This is a genomic window from Marinobacter nanhaiticus D15-8W, assembly GCF_036511935.1.
In the GTDB taxonomy this organism is placed as follows: domain Bacteria; phylum Pseudomonadota; class Gammaproteobacteria; order Pseudomonadales; family Oleiphilaceae; genus Marinobacter_A; species Marinobacter_A nanhaiticus.
Genome location: NZ_AP028878.1, coordinates 3,440,554 through 3,461,431, shown reverse-complemented (window position 1 = coordinate 3,461,431; position 20,878 = coordinate 3,440,554). Strand labels below are relative to the sequence as shown.

At 53.8% G+C, this 20,878-nt stretch carries 24 protein-coding genes and 2 pseudogenes; 10 read left to right on the top strand and 16 right to left on the bottom strand.

From position 1 onward, the window contains the following. Nucleotides 1–125 precede the first annotated feature (125 nt). Together RE428_RS15430 and RE428_RS15425 are read right to left on the bottom strand one after the other, a co-directional pair. Nucleotides 126–341 carry a hypervirulence associated TUDOR domain-containing protein gene (locus tag RE428_RS15430; protein WP_004578701.1) on the bottom strand — a complete coding sequence of 72 codons (216 nt, stop codon included), beginning with the start codon at nt 339–341 and terminating at the stop codon, nt 126–128. A 1,116-nt stretch (nt 342–1,457) separates the two neighbouring features. Continuing rightward, nucleotides 1,458–1,784, bottom strand: a complete 327-nt coding sequence (locus RE428_RS15425; RefSeq protein ID WP_004578700.1) for a DsrE family protein — start codon at nt 1,782–1,784, stop codon at nt 1,458–1,460. Nucleotides 1,785–2,058: 274 nt separating this feature from the next. Here RE428_RS15425 and RE428_RS15420 point away from each other — a divergent pair, with 274 nt between their 5' ends. The 5 genes from RE428_RS15420 (at nt 2,059) to RE428_RS15400 (ending at nt 6,253) form a co-directional block, all read left to right on the top strand. After that, nucleotides 2,059–2,910, top strand: coding sequence for a LysR family transcriptional regulator (locus RE428_RS15420; protein WP_004578699.1), 852 nt, complete (start codon nt 2,059–2,061; stop codon nt 2,908–2,910). Nucleotides 2,911–3,016: 106 nt separating this feature from the next. Then, nucleotides 3,017–3,736 (top strand): Crp/Fnr family transcriptional regulator, encoded by a 720-nt coding sequence (locus RE428_RS15415; protein ID WP_040882150.1) that lies wholly within the window; start codon nt 3,017–3,019, stop codon nt 3,734–3,736. 344 nt (nt 3,737–4,080) lie between these two features. After that, a complete protein-coding gene (rnk, locus tag RE428_RS15410) occupies nt 4,081–4,470 on the top strand; it encodes a nucleoside diphosphate kinase regulator (RefSeq protein ID WP_004578697.1) in 390 nt (129 codons plus the stop codon). 122 nt (nt 4,471–4,592) lie between these two features. Further along, entirely contained in the window at nt 4,593–5,267 is a 675-nt protein-coding gene (locus RE428_RS15405) for a FadR/GntR family transcriptional regulator (protein WP_004578696.1), read from the top strand. Beyond that, a complete protein-coding gene (locus RE428_RS15400) occupies nt 5,267–6,253 on the top strand; it encodes a bile acid:sodium symporter family protein (protein ID WP_004578695.1) in 987 nt (328 codons plus the stop codon). The genes RE428_RS15405 and RE428_RS15400 overlap by 1 nt, the downstream gene beginning before the upstream one ends. Nucleotides 6,254–7,057: 804 nt before the next feature. Here RE428_RS15400 and RE428_RS24465 read toward each other — a convergent pair. After that, a pseudogene (locus RE428_RS24465) lies at nt 7,058–7,192 on the bottom strand (integrase core domain-containing protein); the annotation flags it as partial. Between the two features lie 236 nt (nt 7,193–7,428). On the opposite strand from RE428_RS24465, the pseudogene RE428_RS15390 reads away from it, so the two are divergent. Beyond that, nucleotides 7,429–7,701 (top strand): annotated as a pseudogene (locus RE428_RS15390) (MerR family DNA-binding protein); the annotation flags it as partial. 60 nt (nt 7,702–7,761) lie between these two features. Here RE428_RS15390 and RE428_RS15385 read toward each other — a convergent pair. The 6 genes from RE428_RS15385 to RE428_RS15360 form a co-directional block, all read right to left on the bottom strand. After that, nucleotides 7,762–8,484 (bottom strand): cytochrome c biogenesis CcdA family protein, encoded by a 723-nt coding sequence (locus RE428_RS15385; protein WP_004578693.1) that lies wholly within the window; start codon nt 8,482–8,484, stop codon nt 7,762–7,764. A 1-nt stretch (nt 8,485) separates the two neighbouring features. After that, the gene (locus tag RE428_RS15380) at nt 8,486–8,989 is read right to left on the bottom strand and encodes a DUF411 domain-containing protein (RefSeq protein ID WP_004578692.1); all 504 of its coding nucleotides are present in this window, start codon (nt 8,987–8,989) and stop codon (nt 8,486–8,488) included. 79 nt (nt 8,990–9,068) lie between these two features. Continuing rightward, a complete protein-coding gene (locus tag RE428_RS15375) occupies nt 9,069–9,332 on the bottom strand; it encodes a hypothetical protein (protein WP_004578691.1) in 264 nt (87 codons plus the stop codon). 925 nt (nt 9,333–10,257) lie between these two features. After that, a complete protein-coding gene (locus RE428_RS15370) occupies nt 10,258–11,163 on the bottom strand; it encodes a cation diffusion facilitator family transporter (RefSeq protein WP_004578690.1) in 906 nt (301 codons plus the stop codon). Between the two features lie 65 nt (nt 11,164–11,228). Further along, complete coding sequence (locus RE428_RS15365; RefSeq protein ID WP_004578689.1) at nt 11,229–11,618, bottom strand: DUF3703 domain-containing protein; 390 nt, start codon at nt 11,616–11,618, stop codon at nt 11,229–11,231. A gap of 63 nt (nt 11,619–11,681) precedes the next feature. Further along, nucleotides 11,682–12,578, bottom strand: a complete 897-nt coding sequence (locus RE428_RS15360; protein ID WP_004578688.1) for a cation efflux transmembrane domain-containing protein — start codon at nt 12,576–12,578, stop codon at nt 11,682–11,684. Between the two features lie 168 nt (nt 12,579–12,746). On the opposite strand from RE428_RS15360, the gene RE428_RS15355 reads away from it, so the two are divergent. The 3 genes from RE428_RS15355 to RE428_RS15345 all read left to right on the top strand — a co-directional run bounded on the left by RE428_RS15355 (nt 12,747) and on the right by RE428_RS15345 (nt 14,343). Then, nucleotides 12,747–13,211, top strand: coding sequence for a hypothetical protein (locus RE428_RS15355; protein WP_004578687.1), 465 nt, complete (start codon nt 12,747–12,749; stop codon nt 13,209–13,211). Nucleotides 13,212–13,709: 498 nt separating this feature from the next. Continuing rightward, nucleotides 13,710–13,997, top strand: coding sequence for a hypothetical protein (locus RE428_RS15350; RefSeq protein ID WP_004578686.1), 288 nt, complete (start codon nt 13,710–13,712; stop codon nt 13,995–13,997). 103 nt (nt 13,998–14,100) lie between these two features. Then, a complete protein-coding gene (locus RE428_RS15345; RefSeq protein WP_041644884.1) occupies nt 14,101–14,343 on the top strand; it encodes a hypothetical protein in 243 nt (80 codons plus the stop codon). Between the two features lie 85 nt (nt 14,344–14,428). Here the strand turns inward: RE428_RS15345 and RE428_RS15340 are convergent, their stop codons facing one another. The 3 genes from RE428_RS15340 to RE428_RS15330 are packed head-to-tail and all read right to left on the bottom strand — an operon-like array spanning nt 14,429 to nt 15,727. After that, nucleotides 14,429–14,851, bottom strand: a complete 423-nt coding sequence (locus RE428_RS15340; RefSeq protein WP_227499680.1) for a c-type cytochrome — start codon at nt 14,849–14,851, stop codon at nt 14,429–14,431. Next, nucleotides 14,848–15,513, bottom strand: a complete 666-nt coding sequence (locus tag RE428_RS15335) for an isoprenylcysteine carboxylmethyltransferase family protein (RefSeq protein WP_004578683.1) — start codon at nt 15,511–15,513, stop codon at nt 14,848–14,850. Before RE428_RS15335 ends, RE428_RS15340 begins: the two co-directional genes overlap by 4 nt. Continuing rightward, on the bottom strand, nt 15,506–15,727 hold the full coding sequence (locus RE428_RS15330) for a DUF2933 domain-containing protein (protein ID WP_040882146.1): 222 nt from the start codon (nt 15,725–15,727) through the stop codon (nt 15,506–15,508). Before RE428_RS15330 ends, RE428_RS15335 begins: the two co-directional genes overlap by 8 nt. A 148-nt stretch (nt 15,728–15,875) precedes the next feature. On the opposite strand from RE428_RS15330, the gene RE428_RS15325 reads away from it, so the two are divergent. Next, on the top strand, nt 15,876–17,168 hold the full coding sequence (locus RE428_RS15325) for an ATP-grasp domain-containing protein (protein WP_004578681.1): 1,293 nt from the start codon (nt 15,876–15,878) through the stop codon (nt 17,166–17,168). A gap of 60 nt (nt 17,169–17,228) precedes the next feature. Here the strand turns inward: RE428_RS15325 and RE428_RS15320 are convergent, their stop codons facing one another. The 4 genes from RE428_RS15320 to RE428_RS15305 form a co-directional block, all read right to left on the bottom strand. Continuing rightward, nucleotides 17,229–17,687, bottom strand: a complete 459-nt coding sequence (locus RE428_RS15320; protein ID WP_004578680.1) for a hypothetical protein — start codon at nt 17,685–17,687, stop codon at nt 17,229–17,231. A 175-nt stretch (nt 17,688–17,862) separates the two neighbouring features. Next, the gene (locus RE428_RS15315) at nt 17,863–18,249 is read right to left on the bottom strand and encodes a DUF302 domain-containing protein (RefSeq protein WP_004578679.1); all 387 of its coding nucleotides are present in this window, start codon (nt 18,247–18,249) and stop codon (nt 17,863–17,865) included. A gap of 24 nt (nt 18,250–18,273) precedes the next feature. Beyond that, nucleotides 18,274–20,628, bottom strand: coding sequence for a heavy metal translocating P-type ATPase (locus RE428_RS15310; RefSeq protein WP_004578678.1), 2,355 nt, complete (start codon nt 20,626–20,628; stop codon nt 18,274–18,276). Next, entirely contained in the window at nt 20,621–20,848 is a 228-nt protein-coding gene (locus RE428_RS15305; RefSeq protein ID WP_004578676.1) for a hypothetical protein, read from the bottom strand. Before RE428_RS15305 ends, RE428_RS15310 begins: the two co-directional genes overlap by 8 nt. Nucleotides 20,849–20,878: the final 30 nt, after the last annotated feature.

The window sequence follows — 20,878 nt, the reverse complement described above, 5'->3', positions numbered from 1 at the left end:
CCTTTGTGACTCCTGTTAGTTCGCAGATGCCGTACGCCGGGGGAGCCTCACAGTCAACGAGGAATCATCTAGGCTGTTTTGTAGTGGCATAGTTTTGTCAGAGCTATCAATATCCCGCTGGACACTTAATCGTCTACCTTGCTCAATGCCGAATCCTTATGCATGGCGATGTGGTCTGTTTTATCGCTCTTTATCTCATACTGTGGTTCTTCCTTGCTCGCCCTCCGTCTATGCCCTTTGTACTCCGTGTCGCTGGTGTGGACCCGTATGATATGGCCGCTCACATAGCCAGCCTCCGAGTTCCAGGTGACATGGTCACCGACATTGAATCGTTGAGCCATCGGAACATCCTCCCTTTCTATTCTATTCATCCTGTTGGTTACTCAGGGTGCCTCGAAGAATCTGTAATTTCTAGGGATGGTGTGAGATACATCAATTAAAAGCGCTTGCCAATATGTCACTTAAACACCAGTCTAGCTTTCTATTTAGAGGCCGGTCTAATTAATTGATGGGTTCATAGGTGGCGCTTGACAAAAAAATATAACTTGCAATGATAGTCTACATCCTGAAAAAAGTGGTGGCGAAATTGCATGCATTTATTGGGGTATAAAGAAGAAAATACCAAAGCTACTGTTTATCGGGAGACTGCAAGATGAGTAAGGAAAAAGGAAAAAAGAAACCGCAAAAAACGCTGAAAGAAAAGCGGCGAGAAAAGAAGGATAAAAAAGACCGTTAAATAAAAAAGGGGAAGAGTGCGGTCTTCCCCAAATCGCACAACCCCTATTTATAGGTTATTGTTATCAACGCAGAGCACGACAGTACCGCTTTCCTCCCCACCAAGACTCAAGTTAATGTAGTTTTCCGCCCGGCAGCCCAGTAGCGCTATACCAAGCGCAGAGCCTATCGGCAGATCATGGTGGCGGCATGCTGATGTTCCCGCTGTTTCGACCAAACGGAATTTGTACACCTGGGAGTCGGCACAATCCATAACCGTAACCATGCTTCCAGTGAGTGCGACATTGCCATGATGCCTTAACGGCATCGTAGATAATTTTCGGGATTTTTCCCTGAGTGTATTCAGGCTTTCTTTAGACATAAAAAAGCCAATTCCAATATTCACTGCAGCACCCTCGAACGGACACAAGCGAAAGAGATAAAATAATTAAAGGGAGTGATTGATTGCAGTAAGGCGGGCGTCGCTATGCGCGCCCGCTTATTAATGGAAGGAGATAAAAAGAAACCCGCAAGCGAACAATGTGATGGCCCTCAAAAAATTCATCTTCCAACCATAGCAAGTAAAAATAAAAAGGCAAGTGGTTACTTTGTTCAAGTCGGGCAGGTCACGTATTACTCTGCGCAGCCATGGAGGTCGGCAATGTTTGTTCGCTCGCTTACGTAGATGGTTGACGAATTTTGAGTGAAAGCTTGGCTTGATGCAGAGCAGGGACATCCTTTTCCTAATTCCAGATTACCTTCTGTCCTTCTGTGAGCGCGTCAATCGCGACCTCGACGTTGCTAATCCAGATTGGGAATTTGAGATCGTCTGCGCTGATGTTTCGCAGCTTCAGTGAAAAGCCATCAGCCAGCACCAGCACGCCTAGGTCAAGCAGGGTGTCCAATCCTGTTCTACGAGCGCCGATCTGTGCCGGTGTGACGCCATTTTGTATCAGCAGCAGGGTGACGTTGTGGCCAGCGCGGTGTAGTTGGGAAGCCAGTGCATATTGGAGCTCAGTTTGGCCCTCGGTGAAGGGGTTCTGGCTCTGGACAAAGAGATAGTCGGACATGCTCGTCTCCTGCACTAAAAGGCTTAAACCGAGAAGGACGCTGCGGAGCGGCTGAAATCGCGTGGCCGTTGTTCCACCGGCGCCCGGCTGAAACGGGAATCGCGACGGCTTTCGCGCTTGCGTAATGGCCTGAGCTACTCAGTTCTGGCTTATCTACGTTCAGTATGGGATGGTATATATATTTGAGATAATGAATTGTCGAAGTGTTTAATATCGATAACGTTGATTTTAACGCTGGTGACGCCCGCTTAAGGCACAAAGGAGGCCAGAGCGATTGGATATTGAGTTAGCGCGCACGTTCCTGGAGATCGTGCGGACGGGTAGCTTCATGGCAGCGGCGGAGCGTTTGCATATCACGCAAACGACGGTGACGGCGCGCATCCAGAATCTGGAAAGTCAGCTCGGCTGCCGTTTGTTTATCCGTAATCGCAGTGGCGCTACGCTCACTAACCATGGTGAGCGCTTTGCAGGTCGGGCTAGTCAGCTAGTGCAGACTTGGGATGCTGCGCGCCGTGAGCTTCCCTTGCCAGAAGACACCGGTGACACGCTTGTTCTCGGGGCTGAAACGAGCCTGTGGAATCCCATGCTGCTCGATTGGCTTTCGCTCCTGAACGCGGGTGCATCGAACATTGCCGTACGCGTGGACGTCAGCGAGCCGAGGACGTTACATGAAGCACTGGAGCAAGGCGTCATGGACCTGGCGCTCGTTCATCAACCGAACTATTGGCCAGGGATGCAGGTTGAGCAGCTGATGGATGAAAAGCTGATTCTCGTGCGGACTCCGGGCGAACAGGGCGAGTATGTCTATGTGGACTGGGGAGCGCATTTTCGTCGCCAGCACGATGCGGCGTATCCGGAGAGGGCGGGGCGTCGGCTGAGTTTCAATTTGGGACCGCTGGCGATTCAGTATCTCTTGCGCAATGGTGGCAGCGGTTATTTCAGAACGCGGGTGGCTCGACGCTATCTTCAGCAGGGTCTGCTTGAGCGTGTCGAGGATTCGCCAGAGTTTAGTTACCCCGCTTATCTGGTTTATGCCCGTACGCTTGATGCCCCCATGGTTCTCAAAGCTGTCGAGTTGCTGCGACGTATCGTCAGCAATGTATCGCCGCCGGATGTATGGAATTGACGAAGAAATGTTTTTTGATCGATATCGCTCAATTATTTCTTTGGAAGGTTCATAGGACCAGTCATATGGTGATTGGACGCCTACTCACTGACCCTTGGAGGACCGCATGAGTCAGGACCGACGTTCCGAACTGTCATCACCCCCTTGTTTACAGGGAGAACGTGAGGCCGAGCACGCCGCGTTTGTGCCGCCCCAGCTCTCTCTGATGAACGGGTTGGCACGAGTGCTGGGTATTGCGATACGGGAGGGGGGCGATGCCTTGAATTATGAATTCCTTGCCCGGCTGGCGAGGATGTTTGAGCCGCAACACGTCGATGCAGGGACCGTGTTGGTTGAGGAAGGACAGCCTTGGTCGACCGTATTTTTTGTCCAGTACGGCATCCTCAAACTGTTCCGGCAGGCGCCCGGTGGCCGCATCGCTACCCATCAATTTTTCACCGAGGGCGCGGTGGTCTGGCCACTGTTCGTTGGCAGTCGTTCAAGCCGTAATACACTTTACCTGGACGCTGCCACCTCCGGGCAGGTCTGGGCAGCGGATTTCCGATCATTTCGTTGTGCACTGAAAACCGAGGGGCTGTGGAACCGGTTTGCACTTGCGCTGACTGAGGAGCTGGCGGAACTGGCCATCCAACGTGAGTATCGTCGTCAAACCATGAGTGCGTCAGAGCGTTACCGGCTACTGATCGACGAGCACGATGATCTTTTTCGCCGGCTCCCGGGTCATCAATTGGCCGCCTGGATGGGCGTGGACCGGGCCACTTTTTCGCGAATCAAGTCGGCTCATGCGCGACAGGCCAATGTCGAGAACGGGACGGGTGTTAGTTGATCAAGGTGTGCTCTGTTATAGCCGCTCGGGCACCAAACAAAGTACTCCCGTTCGACGTCGAACCAATCGTGCTCGAACATTGACGCTTGCCTATTGACTCTTTCGTCGGGAGGTTAAAGACTCTAGTACTCCCAAACCAGAAAAGACAGCTGTTATTCGCATGCACCCAAGTAATGTTCATCAGCCCTTGAAATCGAGCCGCGTTGCCCGTGCATGCGCATGCGTTGCTCAGGGTACGCCCGTCTTCCATTCCCTCCGCTGGGCCCGAGTTTAGTTTTTCCGGGTTCAGCGACCCGGCCTCTTCGAATTTGTAAATAAGCCTTTGACACCCTGGAGTAAGTAGAATGACCGGTATGCCTGCCATTGTCGTGGCGATGGAAGACTACGATCGCTTGAGTGCGCTTCTTGATGCGTCGGATAGCGACGACGAGACCGTCGAGAGCCTGGAAGAAGAACTGAGCCGTGCTAATCTCGTTAAGCGTGCGGAACTCCCACAAAATGTCGTCACCATGAATTCCCGGGTTCGGTTCAGGAACGAGACCACCGGCGACGAACACGAGATGATCCTGGTCTATCCCAACGAGTTAAAGGGGGGCGAAGGACGTATATCCGTATTGGCGCCTGCGGGCGCTGCCCTACTGGGACTTACGGTTGGTGATGTGATCGACTGGCCCATGCACGGGCGCAAGCCATTGCAGATCAAGATACTCGACGTTAATCGTTCTCCGGCGTAGTCGGCAGCCGCTGTCACGAGACGGTGCCGTTGCAAAGGCGGCGGCATTCGAGACGGACAGCTTGGCATTCATCTTTAATTGGATTAAATTCATAGGATGACTGGTTGATTGGGTGAAAGGCGATGTCATTGCAGAAGATCAAAAAGGGGTCGCTGGTCGAGCTGGCCATCGAGGACTTGCGACAGGCAGTCGAGCAGCGGGTCTGGGCGATTGGCGAGCGGCTGCCCAACGAAGCAAGCCTGGCTGAAACCCTCGGCGTGAGCCGCAATACCGTTCGGGAAGCCGTCCGGGTGCTGGTGCACGTGGGGATTCTGGATACGCGGCAGGGCGATGGCACCTACGTGAGGGCATTGTTGGACGCTGGCGAAGTCTTCCGCCGCATCGAGCGGACGAAACTACGAGACCAGTTGGAGGTACGCATGATGTTGGAGGGGGAGGCCGCGCGTCTCGCCGCCCACCATCGGCGCGACCAGGACCTGGCTGATATGAAGTCGGCCCTCGCCCTGCGCAAATCAGCCGGCGACGATATCGAAGCGCGGATTCGATTCGACGAGCAGTTTCATCGTGCGATTGTGACGGCCTCGCGTAATCAGGCGTTGGTCGAGCTCTACAGCTATTTCGCGTCCAGCATCAGTAAGACCATCCACGAGACCGAAAAGGACATGAGCCTACCGGAGCCGTCCCATGCTGATCATGAGCACCTGCTGGAAATGATCCGGTTCCGTGATGCCGAAGCTGCCCACGACGTAGCTCGGGCCTTGCTAAAACCGAGCCTGGACGCCCTGGAGGCTAACTGATGCGTATTCCGATCGATCGATTCACCTTGATCCTGCTGGGGACAATCGGCGTGGCCACCTATTTCCCCGCCGAGGGTGAGGTGGCCAGGATGCTGGGGGTCGCAGGTAGTGTCGCCGTAGCCCTGCTGTTCTTTTTTCACGGCGCGGCCCTGTCGCGCGAACAGGTGGTGGCCGGGGCGAGCCACTGGCGGTTGCATATCATCATCACGGCGATGACGTTTGTGGTGTTCCCGGTGCTTGTCTGGCCGATTTCGAAGCTGCCGTCCAGCTGGGTGCCCGAGGATCTGGTGCTGGGTTTTCTCTACCTGGGTGTGCTGCCGTCCGCTGTGTCATCCTCAATCGCCTTTACCGCGATGGCGCGGGGCAATGTGCCAGCGGCGGTGTGTAGCGCGGCCGCCTCGAACGTTTTCGGCATGATGCTCACTCCGTTCCTGCTCTTGCTGCTGGTTAGCGTGGCGGGTGACGGCTTTTCTGTGGGTGATGCCTTGAAGGATATTGTTTTCCAACTGCTGCTGCCGTTTGGAGTAGGGCATGGCCTACGCCCCTGGCTGGGGCGCTTTATGGAACGGAACAAGCCGCTGATGGCGCGGTACGACCAGGGCGTGATCTTGTTGATTGTGTATTCGGCGTTCAGTCATTCGGTGGCCAGCGGGCTTTGGCAGCGGCTACCGGTCACCTCGATCATTCTGGCCATTGGTCTGTGCGACTTACTGCTGTTCGTCGTGATTCTGCTTGCCCGGCTCGCCGCCATGAGTTGGGGGCTGAATACCGCGGATGAGGCGGCTGTCGTGTTCTGTGGTTCGAAGAAGAGTCTGGCTTCAGGTCTGCCCATGGCGAAAGTACTCTTTGCCGGTCATCCCGGGTTTGGCATGATCGTGCTTCCGATCATGTGCTACAACCAGATCCAGATTATCGTAGAGGCGGTTTTGGCGAAGTGGTATCTCTCAAAGTTCGAAGACCTCGAACCAAATTCCCGGCTATCTTGATACAGACTACGCCTACCAGCATGAACTGGAGGGCCATTCTGCAGCCAAAATGAGCGGCAAGAGAAGCTTGTCGCTAACCTTTGTATGATAATGCGGTGCTCCTCAGTCACTACCGTTACATGCATCAAAAATCGACAGAGGCTGTCCGTGATAGTTCGCAACGATTCCGTCGGTCTCGTGTTGGTACAGGCAAAAACTGCAACTAGATTTCAGAATCCCTACATAGGCGCTTACAACGTGGAGTAAACATCTAAGCGTAGCGCGCGTACTCGGCTCAGAAGCAGCGTCGAAAGCTTAGCTGGATAGTCATATTCCAGTCTTATGCGGCAAGAAGCCGAACGAGCTTCTGGCAACCCCAGAGGGCAGACGTCAAGTTTCGATGGTGCTCCGCAAACTCGAAGACGGCGATTTCGGCTAAATCAGCTAACCAAAAGTCTTTCTCACTAAAGCTTACTGGGGCTGATTGCTATGCTGGCCAGTTTCCAGCAGCGAAAAAAACCAAACTGAATTCGTCGTACGCTTCCACTGTGCACATACGTGTTACTTTCGTTGGCTGAGCTTTTTCTTCACCCAAGCCTCCAGTCGATCCCCGTGCCAGTAGCCAACTAACGCAACGATCGTCACCATAAGAAAGAAACCCCCATACCCGATAAACGCTGCAGCCATATTCATATAGTCAGGAACAATCCTCTTTTGCGACGGTATCACCCTAATTAATCCATATTTCGATCACGTCGACCGTGTCGGCGCAGCCTAGGCCGGGATCCCTTATTTCCTGTTCACTTATTGTGACCTGCTGGACCACCCCAGTGCTGAGTGGGGTCTAACTTGATTATAGAACGTTCTCCAAGTCTCAATCTTCTGCTCGGCATCGGTCAGTAACGGGACCCAGTTCTCGTTCAAGCATTCCTGGCGGAGTCTGCCGTTGCATGATTCCACAGCATGGCCGAGCGAAATCAATTTCTATCTGTCTCTCATCGGCCCACCGGTCCCTGACCTTGCCGGACGCATCGATTGGTGCGCTGTTAAACAATAGCGAACATCGAGCCAGAGCTTTCCTCCAGAGCTGACGACTTAATCACAGCCAGTTTATCCAGTGTGATTGGCGGAGCAAATTGCAGGCGCTGCCGCCGTAAAGATAGTGCTCAATATATCGGGGTAAGTCCAATATCGATCGATTGACGTTCGTGAAATCGGCGCAGAACCTGGGCTTCAGTCTCGATGAGATTATCGACTTGCTTCGGCTGGAAGATGGTGCCTACTGCCAGGAAGCCAGTGTCCTGGCCGAGCACAAACTGGAGTCCGTGCGTGGAAAGATCAAAAAGCTGGAGAGGATTGAAGGTGTTCTGAGCGATATGGTCACCCGATGCCATATTCAAAAAGGGGATGTTCAATGTCCTCTAATTGCGTCATTGCACACTGGAATCAGTGAAGCCCCAGAGGTTTGAGTGGGATCGTTGTTGAGATTCTAGAAGCGGGGCACCGGGACCTCCGCTTTTAGAAAAACATTAGCCGAGCTTTCCCAGCACTGGAAATGTGGACAGCATCCAGGTGGCAAATAGAGTCATTTGACCGGTTAACACCATCACGCCCATGACAATCAAAACCAAACCAGCTAGCGCTCTCAGAAACCTACTCCAGCGGCTCAAGCCGCGCACGCGCTTGCGGAAATGCTCAATGAACAGGGCGGTCCCAAGAAAAGGCAACGCCAGTCCCAACGAGTATATTGCCAGATACAGCATTCCCGTTTCGGCGTTGGCATGCGTAGAGCTCAGAGCCAGAATGGCACCAAGTATGGGGCCGATACAGGGCGTCCAGCCGACGGCAAAGGCGACGCCCAGTACAAAGGCCGCCGTCGGCCGCCCACCTTCGAGTGTCTGCCCGAGGCGCCAGTCACGTTGCAGAGCGGGCATGCTCCACCAACCCAGCATGAACAGCCCCATCAGCACAATTAGTGTGCCTGCCACCAGGTTGGCTTCCTGACGGTAGGCCATCAGCCATTGGCCCAGGAGGCTGGCGCTCGCACCGAGCGCGACAAAAACCAGGCTGAATCCCATCACAAAACAAAGGCTCAACCAAAAAGCCTTCAACCTATTTGAGGCTTCGCTTACCGCGCCGCCGGTCACAACGGATAGATAACCCGGTACGAGCGGAAGGGTACAAGGGGAGAAGAAGGACACAAGGCCGCCGAGAAAGGCGGCCAGAGTGCCCCAGGTTGCGAGGTCCGGCATATCAGAACTCGTATCGTTTGACGCTTTGAGCCATGCCGTCGGCGGTAAATGCCATCACGTCATAGTTATCCTGCCTGCCTGTTTCCATACCAGGCGTGCCATGAGGCATGCCAGGGACCGCGAGGCCGACGGCGTTGTCGCCGAATGGTTGTGACGGTGAATCAAGGTATGCCTTGATGTCGTCTGCTGGAACATGACCCTCGATCACCAAGCCATCGATGATACCCGTGTGGCAGGATGCCATGTCCCGTGGAATCTGATGCTGGATTTTGACTTCGTTGATGTTGCTTGTGTTCTCAATGGTCACGTCGAATCCGTTGTTCTCAAGATGCTCTGCCCAGTCGGCACAGCATGAACAATTGGGACTCTTGTAAACGGTAATGGCATGATCGGCTTTACCCGATACGCCGTTTTCGAGAGTGGGTTCGGCGGCGTGAAGCTGGAATCCCGTAGAAAGAGTGCTCAAAGCAAGAGCGATTGAGCCGGCAGCGATGGAGGTTCTCATAGAGTGTTCCTGTCAAATGATTTGAGTGAGGCTGGTGTCGCAGGTTTTAGCGCGTCACCAGCCATGGGCTCTTGATTAGTTATTGGCTGGATTCGTCCTGATTGCTTGATGGCGACGCTTTGTTGTGGCTCTGCATCATCTTCATGCACGCCGCCTGCATTTTGGAACGATCCTCGGCGGACATGCCGGACATCATTCCCATCATGCCGCCCATGGTCTCCATGTGTTCGCCCATCATGCCCATACCTTGCTGTTCAGGTTTGTGGGCAAAAGCGGAAACGCTAGCGATGGCGGCGGTAAGAACAGCACCTGCACCGATCATTTTGAACGTAGTGGTTTTCATCGTCATTCTCCTTACGCGCAGATCCGGACCCGTGTAGCCATTGCCAGAACTGCTTTTGTGTTCGAGCGGATATTCTTGTGCCGAGCTTTGGAGCACGGACTCGGCGGAACAGTGGTTCAGGAGCGAGAATCAGGTGGGGGCGTGAGAACGTCTGCAATAGGGCTCTGGTATTCCGCACTGATCGGTGCGGCACGAAAACCTGTGGTGAGCTGAATACTTGGAACGGAGCTTGTGCCTGTCAGCGCATATAACGGTATTAAGGGGCATTGCGCTGCGATCCGCAAACAGTTCATCTTCTCAGGATCACTGCAGTTCGTCGGTACCTTGGCGGTGCCAGATTCCATATCAGCTGGATAACCTTGACCCATTCCGCGGCAATGAGTCTCACTGCCAATCGCGTCAGTGGCACCCATTGCTACCCCAGCTAGACCCGATGGTACGGTGCCGAGCAAAAGCAGAATACTTAGCAATGCGGTGGTGACGTTTCGGAAGAGCATTGGTCGACCCGGATTAAATACCGAAGGTCATAATAAAACCCTTGAGCTGCTCATACGTCAAGCACTGGATCAGGGCAATCAAAAAAATCTTAAACCTATATCACCTCTGTGAACCAGGGCACTGAAAGTGCCTTCCCTCCCAATTCACAGAGGTAATTTCCAATGTCTGAACAATGCCCCAACTGCCTGTCCCGGAGGATTGGCAAGAATAACTACGGAAAGAAAACCGCTGGTGTGGTCGGTGCGTCTGCCGGTATCTACGACGGTTATGCAGCTGCCACTGCCGGTGCACAAGCGGGCGCCGCGATGGGGCCAGCAATTCAGCGGGGTTTAAAGAACGGAAAATTGGAAATAGCTTAGTTAAGCGTTATAAACCAGGCAGCCGAAATATCGGCTGCCACTAAGCGTGCGCCACATCTTTCCAATATTCAGCAAAGCAATGTATTTGGGCACTGGCCCTCACAACGCTCCCACTGAACGGTCGTATGCTGGATTCCAAAGTGCTGATTCAGCATTTCAGCGGCCTCACTGATCACCTGGTCGTCACTCTCGGGGTCGGGTTTCACTAGGTGAACGGTTAGCGCGTTTTCGGTGGTACTCAGGGCCCAGATGTGTAGGTGATGGGCCGATATTACTCCTGGCAATCGTTCAAGACGCTCATGGACAGCCGAAGGATCAATCCCCTTGGGAACAGCATCCACCGCCAGGTTTACGGAGTCCTTCAGTAACTGCCAGGTGCCCACAAAGATCACAACGGCAATAACGAGACTCACAATTGGATCAATCCAGGTCAGGTTGGTGAACATCAGTATCGTGCCGGAGATCACGACGCCGACCGACACTGCGGTATCTGCGGCCATATGCAAGAAAGCGCCCCGGATATTGATGTCCCCTTTCTGCCCTTTGAGAAAGAGCATCATGGTTGCGCCGTTGATCAGTACGCCAATGCCAGCCACGATCACCACGGTCAGACCAGCGACGTCGGCAGGATCTGTCAGGCGCTGAAGGGCTTCCCAGGTAATGCCACCGACAGCGGCGATCAGAATCAGAGCGTTAAACAGGGCCGCCAGAATCGTGGTTTTCTTCAGGCCATAGGTCTTTGCGTTGGTTGCCGCTTTGCTGGCCAGCCAACTGGCTGCCCAGGCCATGATCAACCCCATAACATCGCTGAGGTTGTGGCCGGCATCGGCAAGCAGCGCCAGCGAGCCGGATATGACCCCGTACACCGCTTCGATGACGACAAACAGGATGTTGAGGAACACAGCAATCGCAAAGGAGCGGTTATGGGTGTCGAAATGATGGCTGTGGTCGTGACCGTGACTGTGATCGTGCATTTTTGCCTCTATCAATGATCAACAACGATGTTGGTCTAGTTATGAACCCTGTAGCAACTATAGGGTCAAGGGAGCCGCCGATTCTTCGGTACGTTGTGAGCAACCATACTGACCGCGCTTTTTCCCAGTATCTCTGCCAAGTCTTCGGGCACCGGCATGGGTGCAAACGCGCTGACGTTGGCACGACCGGTGTTTCCGACCGGAACCCAAATTCGGGAAAAGACCAGGGCGGCAATGGTTCGAATAGACTGCCCCAGCACTTCACGAACGTCTCTTGTCCGCCACCCTAGTCTGAGCATTCGCAGATGGGTTGCAGTGTGCGCCAGAGCAAATTTCTGGCTGAGGATATGGGCTCGCTCAAGGTGAGTGAAGGCTGTTTGGAAATCGCCCGCCCATTCCGCAACGCGTGCCGCTTCAAGCTCCGTAAGATAGGACGCCTTCAATTCACTGTGCATTGATGTTCACTCCCCATGAATGGCAAACGACGGCCAAGTATCGACCACCTGACCCCGAAAGGTTCAGCTTTTCAGTGCCAGTATGCGTTTGGCACCCATCAATACGATGGCACCAACAATTCCTCCAATAATCAGATCTGGGTAGTTGGACCCGGTCCAGGCAACGAGCAGTCCCGCAAGTATTACTCCCAGGTTGATGACCACGTCGTTGGCTGAAAATATCCAGCTGGCTTTCATGTGAGCACCGCCCTCACGGTGTTTTGCGATCAGAAGAAGGCAACTGATATTCGCAATAAGAGCAACAGAGGCAACGGTCATCATCATTAACGACTGAGGGTCACTACCGAACAGAAAACGCCGGCCGACTTCAACCAGTACACCGGCGGCAAGGATCAGTTGGAGAATGCCGGCAACATGCGCAGCTCTGACCTGCATTTTGATGCCGTGCCCAACGGCGTAAAGCGCGAGACCGTAGACGGCGGCATCGGCAAGCATGTCTAGCGAGTCTGCAATCAGGCCAGCAGACTGGGCGATCAGGCCCATCGTCATCTCGACCAGAAACATCAGAGCGTTGATTGCCAGCAGTATCCATAAAGTGCCGGATTCTTCGCTTTCGTTGGTTTTAGACGATTCAGCCGCTCTGACGGACTCAGCGCTGGCCTCTTCTGACTTCTGCAAGGAAGCGCCCAGCCCCAGGGTTTCCAGTTTGCTGGTAATTGGTCCGGTTTCGCCCTGATGGATAATTTCCAGCTTTCGATTCGATAGGTCGAATGAGAGTGATTGAATGTTGTCAAAGCCCGTGAGCGCCATTCGAATCATTCGCTCTTCTGAAGGGCAATCCATTTTTGGCACGGTGTAGGTGCTGAACTGACTGCCTATTTTGGCGGTGACGGGGCTCTTAAACTCATTGCTTACGACAGCATCTTCGCTGCCACACTGTCCATTGCAGGGGGTGCTCATTTTTTTGGGGCTCCGGTTCTCGCAGAAGTTCCGTAATTTAAAACCCTGTAGTCACTACAGGGTCAATAGCTGGTTTACTCTCGTCGCAAAAAATCGGTGCCTATCTGGATAAAGATCTACAATTAAAAGCGGGATGGAGTGAGCATCTCACTTTCAGGGGAGAATTTTATGATTTCAATTAAAGGACTGATAGCAACCGCTGCGCTGTTGGGTTTTCCAGCATTCGTACTAGCGCATGGTGATCAAGGCTCATGGCAAGGGCATGGTCCTGGCATGATGATGGATCAGGAGCAAATGCAGCAGATGCACCAGAACTGGTCCCACATGAACCAGCTGATGAAACGCATTCCTGATGAAGCTTCACCGCAAGAACGACAACGATTGATGCGAGAACACAGGGAGGCGATGCAAGAGCAAATGGATTTTATGCATCACGGTATGATGGGCCCCGGCATGATGCGGGGACAACAGGGCATGATGGGAGGCAAGCACATGATGAATGGTGGTAAACCAAAAGATGGTGGTGGCCTGACGACCGATCAACAAATTCAGATGATGCAGGAGCGCATGGATCAAATGCAGCTGATGATGGAGCAAATGCTGCAATACCAGCAAAATCTAAAGGTAGAGTGATCGAGAAGCCTTCAAATACTTCTGTTTAACAGACGCTTAGTATCTGACGAGTTTGATAGGCTGACGTTTGTGAAAACGGCGCAGTAGCTGGCTTTCAGTCTCTACTATCCGTAACCTTTTACGGCTGAAAATTGGCGCTCCGGGCGCTCCGGGCGCTCCGGGCGCTACTTCGAATGTTCGCTTTGCGACCAGGGCATCCTCTGAACTCAGCTAAACAAAAGCGAACATTCGAGCCAGAGCTTTCCTCCAGAGCTGCCGAGTTAATTACAGCCAGTTCATACATTGTGATTGGCGGAGCAAATTGCAGGCGCCGCCGTAAAGATAGTGCCCATGGTGCCGAGGTAAGTCCATAACCCGTATCTTTATAACGTTTTTCTGTCCATCTTTTTTTAATCCACCCACCTGTAAATTTAAAGTTATATTTATTTTTTCTTTTTCAGGACCATTTCAGAAACCAATGGTTAAATATAATCGACAACCAAATAGGAGGTTTCGATTATGAAGAACATACTTTTATTTACCGCAACAATTGCTCTCTCAACATATACATTTGCTGGCAACGTGTCACCAGATGAGAATATGAAAGCCACGCATGATCAGTCTAAAGGTAAGGGCTCCTTAGAAAACATTCTCAACAATGACGAAATGAAACGCCTACACAAGCGAATGACACGTTACAGCATGTCCGAGCCTGGGATGGAGGCTCGCGTGGAAATGATTACGACTGAAGTGGGTCGGGCCTACCACAAGGCACTGGAAAAGGCAGAGAAAAATACCGCAGGATAACCCTGCGGCCAAGTTAACTCATGGAGACGTTAACAATCTAACCATACGAACCTGAACTCAGGCTGAAATAATCAACTGATTTTAAGGTTAAAGGGGAAAGGTCATGAAAAAAGTAATGGTAATCACAGCAATCGCAGCTTTTTTTTCAACAATGGCTTCGGCCAACTCAGGCTTGGCAGACCGTATTAATGAGGCTCGCACTTATCCGAACAAAACGGTCGAAATCCGATTTACAAAAAATTTCAAAGAGCATGCTAGAACGAAAAAGAATTCAAGTAAAATAAATACCGAACACAATCAGCACAGTGAACAGAATGTAGAAACGATGAGCCACAAGCACTCATGAATCGAAGATTATAAGTTGAGAGAAATAAGAACCGACCCTGTAAGTATCGGGGTCGGTTTCATTTTATTGCCTGAACAACTGAGTATCAGAGCCCACTCCTTTCAGACCATGCTTCGTAGATCCGCTTTTCCCATTTGCTTTGGAAATAGGCGATAGCGGCTTTTTGATCGTCCCTGGAGAGCTCGTCTGCGAAGGCCGGCATTTTCCCACCCATGGGGGCGCCACCTTGACTAATTGTACCCATCAGCGTGTCGAAGGAATGGTGCCAGGCATGGCCTGTTCCGTTGAGCGGTGGCGGCGGATAGGAGCCATCCTTCAGGGTCTTTTTCCAATTGAAAGCGCCTTGGGCATTTCCGCCATGGCAGCTTGCGCAGTTGTCGTCGAAGACCACTGCGCCGCGTTCGACCTGGGCCTGTGTGTACCAGCGGTCATCCACCGTCTGTTTACCGCAGCCGCTGATTAGTGCGACAGCAAGAACGCCTGCTGAGATAGTTACCACATGCATCATTCTTGTTCCTCGATTTCCTTGCGCCTCAAATTCCTCAATTGCGGAATAAAACGGGGAGTTCTGGCTGCATAGGCCCGCCAATCGGAGCCGAACGCTTTTTCTGTTTCACGCTCCTCGTGAATAGACAGGCGCGAGTACATCCACACCAGCACCGGGAACATGGCCAGCGTCAGCAGCGTTGGCCACTGCAGGAGAAAACCGAACATGATGAGCACGAAGCCGGAATACTGGGGGTGGCGAACGTGGGCATACAGGCCGGTTGCGGCCAACTGCCCTGCCTTTTGCGCGGCATACAGGGTACGCCAGCCAGCCGCAATCAGATAAAACCCGAGGCCAATAAACACTGTGCTCAAGAGATGAAACGGCCCAAAGTGTGGGGACCCCTTCCAACCAAACAGCATTTCCAGCAAGTGGCCACTGTCGTGAGCCAACCAGTTAACGTCGGGATACTGGCTCTGCAGCCAGCCGGAGAGGAAGTAGAGCGTCAGCGGGAACCCGTACATCTCGGTGAACAGTGCCACCAGAAACGCGCTGAAGGCACCAAACGAACGCCAGTCCCGGCGGGTCTGTGGTTTGAAGAAACTGAAGGCGAAGAAGATGAAAATCGCTGAATTCAAAACCACCAGGCTCCAAAGGCCATAATCCGAAGTGCCACTAGTCATCACGCCGTTCTACGCTTTTGCCAGATTGCTCTACTTGATGGCGATGCCCTCCATGTCCGCCGTGCCCACCATGCATAAAGATGTGGATCAGTGGGCAGGCAAGCAGTATCAGCCAAGGCAAAGCGCCAAGCAGATGAACCTTGTGTTCTCCCCAGAGTAAGACCAGTGCGATAACGGCAAATATTGCCAAGGTGATTTTGAAGCGTCGATCCATGAGCGGGTCCTTTTTGAGAAAACTCAGATATGGTTATTATCGATCAGTCCACCACACCAAGCTGAAACAGGCCTGAAAACAGTTGCGTAACATGCATTCGTTTGACCAGAATCAAGGTCGAACGATTCACAATGACCATGGACGACCAATGCAAGACGTACCCCGGGGAAACCAGCGGACACCCAAATCCCGCGCCGACCGGCTCAACCGGCAGTGTTATTGCATCACTCTTGACCGAAAAGCGCTCACCGACAGCCTCAAAAAGCAGTTTTCAGAGGCCGGGCATGAACTGTCGGCGGCTCCCGAGCTCCACCACTTTTTTTCAAACACGCCGGTTTTTGTACCCCAGGCGGACATCGCAACGATGGAGCGGATCGTCCAGGCGATCGAATCGGCTACCGAGCTTCCGTCCTACCGCGAAAGGGCTCTATCCTGGGCGCCGGACATCGCCGGTTTTGATCCAGGCCCCATCGGGGCCTTCATGGGCTACGACTTTCACCTGGGCGAGAACGGGCCTCAGCTGATCGAAATCAACACCAACGCCGGCGGCGCATTTCTGAACACGGTATTGGCCCGGGCTCAACACCGATGCTGTGACCCGTCCCAGCAGACCGCTGGCACCAACCGTGCACTGGATGGGTTCGAGGACGCGGTGTTTGCCATGTTCCAGCAGGAGTGGCAACGGCAAGGTGGCGACTCGACGCCCGGTTGCCTGGCCATTGTGGACGATGCCCCTGAATCCCAGTTTATGTTCCCGGAATTCCAACTGGCCCAGCAGTTATTCCAGGCCAGAGGCATTGAGACCTTGATCCTCGACCCATCGGAGCTTGAGTATGTTGATGGCGCTCTGAGCGCCCACGGCAAGCCTATCGACATGGTGTACAACCGCTTGGTGGATTTTGGCTTGGAGGCCCCGGCTCTTGGGGCGCTGAGGCGCGCCTACCTCGACGGCGCGGCGGTCGTCACGCCCAATCCACGCGCCCATGCGCTGATGGCCGACAAACGGAACCTGATCCTGCTATCTGATGCCCAAACCCTGCGCGACTGGGGCCTGAGTGAAACCGAGGCAGGATTTCTGGATAGAGCTGTACCGAAGACCCGGCTGGTTTCAGCAAGTGATGAGGCGGAGTTGTGGAGCAACCGGCGTAAACTGTTTTTCAAACCGGTAGCGGGCCATGGCAGCAAGGGCGTCTATCGGGGCGAAAAACTAACCCGCCGCGTTTTCGAAGAGATCCTGAAGGGTGATTACATCGCGCAGAACTTCGTTCCCGCCGGAGAACGCACCCTGAGAGTGGATGGCACGGTCACCACCAGAAAGGTCGATATCCGTTTGTACACCTATGCCGGGCAACATCTGCTTGCCGCTGCCCGTGTGTACCAGGGCCAGGCCACCAACTTTCGAACGCCGGGAGGTGGCTTTGCGCCCGTCTTTGAGGTGTGAAGGTGAGCCTCAATTGGAAACATTCAAAGGGATTAAGCCGTCAGCAAAAGTGCTCGGATCTCATAGATCCTGCATTCGGCCAACCTGACGAGCCAGTCTCATCGACTCATTTTCCTCCATCGCCAAAAGAGATTCGAACAGCTCTTTTGCTTCTGGAATTTCGGCTTTTCCAATCAGCGTTTTGTAGAGATCAATAATCTGATCATGAAAGTCGAACACCTCCCGGCAGATACCATCAAAATCAAGCTTCGCGTAAGGCTCGTCACAGGTTCGATGAGTTTTGATCGGATTATGGGACAGGTAGTCGTACACCCTAGTTTCCAGTGCCTTCTTATCCCCTTGGTGCTCAAACTCGTTCACGATCCGCTCTATTTCCGATTCATGAGTTGCCAGATAATCCAACAGCGCACGGGCCCGTTCTTCTTCGTGCTTTGTTGCGCAATGGGACAGGCAGCTCGCCAGATGTGAGTGCAGATCGCGCGTCCAGTCGATCAGTTGTCCAAAGGTCTTTATATCCATATCTTTTCCCTTTTTGCTTCTCCAAAGTATGACTGACATCCAGTAGATATCCCGTCATCAAATTAGAAGTCCTATTTGCATTTCCAGTGTTCAGCTGGGCTAGGGGCTCGCCTGGCTAGTTTGCTTACCCATTGTAAACCGGAGGCACTCCAGCAAATCGACGCCTCTACTGGCTTCAGATCGATTCGACAACCTCAGAGAGCATATCCCTGACCTTCCCAGCAACCTGCTTGAGCTCGTCATTATCGATGGCGCTCATGGAAGCCACTGGATCCACTGCACTCACCTCAATACCCTCCGAAACCTCTCGAAGAATAACGTTACAAGGCAGCATGGCACCCACGCGAGGCTCCACACCAATGGCTTCCCAGGCCATGCCAGGATTGCAGGCCCCCAGAATCCGATAGGCCAACATATCCTTGTCCAGCTTTTTCTTCATGGTGGCTTTGACATCAATTTCTGTCAGCACACCGAACCCGTGATCAGTGAGGGCCTGACGCGCTCTTCTGTCCACGTCCTCGAAATCGACATCTTTGATAACTCGATCGATCGTGTATGACATAGCTACCTCCAATGATTCAGAAGTTCATTGCTTTGACCCGAGTTTCACCACCCTCAAACGCAGCGCATTCACGATCACGCTGACCGAGGACAGCGACATGGCGGCCGCTGCAAAAATGGGCGACAGCAGTATCCCGAAAAACGGGTACAAAACCCCTGCCGCTATCGGAACACCGGCGGAGTTGTAAACGAAGGCGAAAAACAGGTTCTGACGGATATTGCGCATGGTCGCCAGAGACAAACGGCGCGCCTCGACAATGCCCATCAGGTCGCCGCGTAGCAGCGTAATGCCGGCGCTTTCGATGGCGACATCGGTCCCGGTGCCCATGGCCACACCGACATCCGCCGTTGCCAGTGCAGGCGCATCGTTTACGCCGTCACCCGCCATCACGACAACACGGCCTTCGTCTTTCAGGCGCTGGACGATCTTGCCCTTATCTTCCGGCAGGACTTCCGCTTCCACTTCGTCGATATGCAGTTTTCGGGCAACTGCTTCAGCTGAAGTGCGGTTATCGCCGGTCAGCATGACCACCCGGATGCCGTCTTTTTGCAGCGCGGAAATAGCGGCTTCGGTGGTTTCCTTGACCGGATCGGCAATCGCCAGCAACCCTGCGACGTTTCCGTCGACAGCAGCAAAAATCACGGTAGCACCATCTTTTCGGAGCTGGTCGGCGTCGTCGTCAAATCGCGTGGTGTCGACATTTTCCGACTCCATGAGAAGGCGGTTACCAAGTAGCACCCGCTTGCCGTCTATTCGACCGGCAACCCCTTTACCATTCGGAGAGTCAAAGTCTTCCGCATCCGGAAGCTTCAGGTCCATGCCCTTGGCTCTATCGAGTATGGCGTGAGCCAGTGGGTGCTCACTGCCTTTCTCCAGGCCGCCTGCATAACGCATGAGACTACTGTCATCGAACCCGTTGGCCGCGACAAGCCGGGTGACTTGCGGCTTGCCCTCTGTCAGCGTGCCGGTTTTATCCACCACCACGGTGTCCACCTTCTCCATACGTTCCAGAGCTTCCGCATCGCGAATGAGCACGCCACTCTGGGCACCGCGTCCGACACCCACCATGATGGACATGGGCGTCGCCAGGCCAAGTGCGCAAGGGCAGGCAATGATCAGAACACTGACCGCTGCAATCAGCCCGAACGCCATAGGCGGTGCGGGTCCAAAGAAGGACCAAGCAATAAAGGCGACAATAGCAATCACAATAACTGCAGGCACAAACCAGCCTGCTACCTTGTCAGCCAGCCCCTGGATCGGTGCTCGGCTACGCTGGGCGCTGGCCACCATCTGAACGATCTGGGACAGCATGGTATCGCGGCCAACCTTGTCGGCGCGCATGATGAAACTGCCCTGCTGGTTGATGCTGCCGCCGATCACCTCATCGCCGGATTTCTTACTAACCGCCAGGGGCTCACCGGTCACCATGGACTCATCCACGTTAGAACTGCCTTCAAGCACTTCGCCATCCAGCGGCACCTTGTCTCCAGGGCGCACTCGGAGACGGTCACCAACCTTTACCTGATCCAGCGACACATCAGACTCACTGCCATCATCATCCAGCTTCCTGGCTGTGGCGGGCGCCAGATCCAACAGAGCTTTGATGGCGCCGGAGGTTTTTTCTCGGGCGCGCAATTCCAGCACCTGCCCCAGCAGCACCAGCACCACGATGACAGCAGCCGCCTCGAAGTAGACGGCGACCGACCCGTCTTCCTGCCGGAAGGCGCCTGGGAAGGTCTGCGGCGCCAGGGTTGCCACCAGGCTGTAGATCAGCGCGACGCCGGTACCAATGGCAATGAGCGTAAACATGTTCAAGTTACGGCTAACCACGGATTTCCAACCCCGGACGAAGAAGGGCCAACCGCACCAGAGCACCACAGGCGTTGCCAACACCAGTTGAATCCAATTAGACATTTGCGGGGCAATGATGTGATCAAGCCCGGTAAGGTGCCCACCCATTTCCAGCACCAGCACCGGCAGAGCCAACACCAGGCCGATCCAGAATCGGCGGGTCATGTCTTTGAGTTCTTCCGAAGGCCCGTCGTCCAGGCTTACCTGCTCGGGCTCCAGGGCCATGCCGCAAATGGGGCAATCTCCGGGGCCTTGCTGGCGAATTTCCGGATGCATCGGACAGGTGTACATTGTGCCCGGAGCCACGGTTTCTTCCGGCTTCTGTTCTCCACTGAGGTAGTGTTCCGGATCCTCGTCAAACCTTGACTGGCAGCGTGAAGAGCAGAAGTACCAGGTTTTGCCGCCATGCTGGCTGCGGTGTTCCGCGGTATGCGGATCCACTGCCATGCCGCAAACTGGATCCTTGGCGGTGTGCTCGCCAGGTTCTTTATCGGTGTGGTGATCATGGGCGTGATGGTGCTCAGCCATTGCGATCTCCTGTTTTGTCGGAGGGCCAGTCTGCAAATGCGATGAAGTAGAGTAGAACAAGGTTGACGATGGGGATGAGTATCAACCCGCCCAACCACCCCGGGTAACCTGTTCGCTGGCAGATACGCCAAGCCGGAATCACCACCACAATGGCGATCACCAGCATCCACAACCAGTGCCCGGCCCACATGGTGTTTCCAAACATGTCATTGTTCATCATGGTAGTGCTCTCCCTGTCGAATTCTGGTAT

What these genes read in the sequence shown, in the direction of transcription:
- RE428_RS15330 (WP_040882146.1), bottom strand. Translation starts at nt 15,727, where the DNA reads ATGGATCGACGCTTCAAAATCACCTTGGCAATATTTGCCGTTATCGCA.
- RE428_RS15310 (WP_004578678.1), bottom strand. Translation starts at nt 20,628, where the DNA reads ATGGCTGAGCACCATCACGCCCATGATCACCACACCGATAAAGAACCT.
- RE428_RS15405 (WP_004578696.1), top strand. Translation starts at nt 4,593, where the DNA reads ATGTCATTGCAGAAGATCAAAAAGGGGTCGCTGGTCGAGCTGGCCATC.
- RE428_RS15360 (WP_004578688.1), bottom strand. Translation starts at nt 12,578, where the DNA reads ATGAGCACCCCCTGCAATGGACAGTGTGGCAGCGAAGATGCTGTCGTA.
- RE428_RS15345 (WP_041644884.1), top strand. Translation starts at nt 14,101, where the DNA reads ATGAAAAAAGTAATGGTAATCACAGCAATCGCAGCTTTTTTTTCAACA.
- RE428_RS15355 (WP_004578687.1), top strand. Translation starts at nt 12,747, where the DNA reads ATGATTTCAATTAAAGGACTGATAGCAACCGCTGCGCTGTTGGGTTTT.
- RE428_RS15425 (WP_004578700.1), bottom strand. Translation starts at nt 1,784, where the DNA reads ATGTCCGACTATCTCTTTGTCCAGAGCCAGAACCCCTTCACCGAGGGC.
- RE428_RS15325 (WP_004578681.1), top strand. Translation starts at nt 15,876, where the DNA reads ATGCAAGACGTACCCCGGGGAAACCAGCGGACACCCAAATCCCGCGCC.
- RE428_RS15400 (WP_004578695.1), top strand. Translation starts at nt 5,267, where the DNA reads ATGCGTATTCCGATCGATCGATTCACCTTGATCCTGCTGGGGACAATC.
- RE428_RS15380 (WP_004578692.1), bottom strand. Translation starts at nt 8,989, where the DNA reads ATGAGAACCTCCATCGCTGCCGGCTCAATCGCTCTTGCTTTGAGCACT.
- RE428_RS15305 (WP_004578676.1), bottom strand. Translation starts at nt 20,848, where the DNA reads ATGATGAACAATGACATGTTTGGAAACACCATGTGGGCCGGGCACTGG.
- rnk (WP_004578697.1), top strand. Translation starts at nt 4,081, where the DNA reads ATGACCGGTATGCCTGCCATTGTCGTGGCGATGGAAGACTACGATCGC.
- RE428_RS15335 (WP_004578683.1), bottom strand. Translation starts at nt 15,513, where the DNA reads ATGACTAGTGGCACTTCGGATTATGGCCTTTGGAGCCTGGTGGTTTTG.
- RE428_RS15415 (WP_040882150.1), top strand. Translation starts at nt 3,017, where the DNA reads ATGAGTCAGGACCGACGTTCCGAACTGTCATCACCCCCTTGTTTACAG.
- RE428_RS15320 (WP_004578680.1), bottom strand. Translation starts at nt 17,687, where the DNA reads ATGGATATAAAGACCTTTGGACAACTGATCGACTGGACGCGCGATCTG.
- RE428_RS15375 (WP_004578691.1), bottom strand. Translation starts at nt 9,332, where the DNA reads ATGAAAACCACTACGTTCAAAATGATCGGTGCAGGTGCTGTTCTTACC.
- RE428_RS15385 (WP_004578693.1), bottom strand. Translation starts at nt 8,484, where the DNA reads ATGCCGGACCTCGCAACCTGGGGCACTCTGGCCGCCTTTCTCGGCGGC.
- RE428_RS15340 (WP_227499680.1), bottom strand. Translation starts at nt 14,851, where the DNA reads ATGATGCATGTGGTAACTATCTCAGCAGGCGTTCTTGCTGTCGCACTA.
- RE428_RS15430 (WP_004578701.1), bottom strand. Translation starts at nt 341, where the DNA reads ATGGCTCAACGATTCAATGTCGGTGACCATGTCACCTGGAACTCGGAG.
- RE428_RS15365 (WP_004578689.1), bottom strand. Translation starts at nt 11,618, where the DNA reads ATGCACAGTGAATTGAAGGCGTCCTATCTTACGGAGCTTGAAGCGGCA.
- RE428_RS15370 (WP_004578690.1), bottom strand. Translation starts at nt 11,163, where the DNA reads ATGCACGATCACAGTCACGGTCACGACCACAGCCATCATTTCGACACC.
- RE428_RS15350 (WP_004578686.1), top strand. Translation starts at nt 13,710, where the DNA reads ATGAAGAACATACTTTTATTTACCGCAACAATTGCTCTCTCAACATAT.
- RE428_RS15315 (WP_004578679.1), bottom strand. Translation starts at nt 18,249, where the DNA reads ATGTCATACACGATCGATCGAGTTATCAAAGATGTCGATTTCGAGGAC.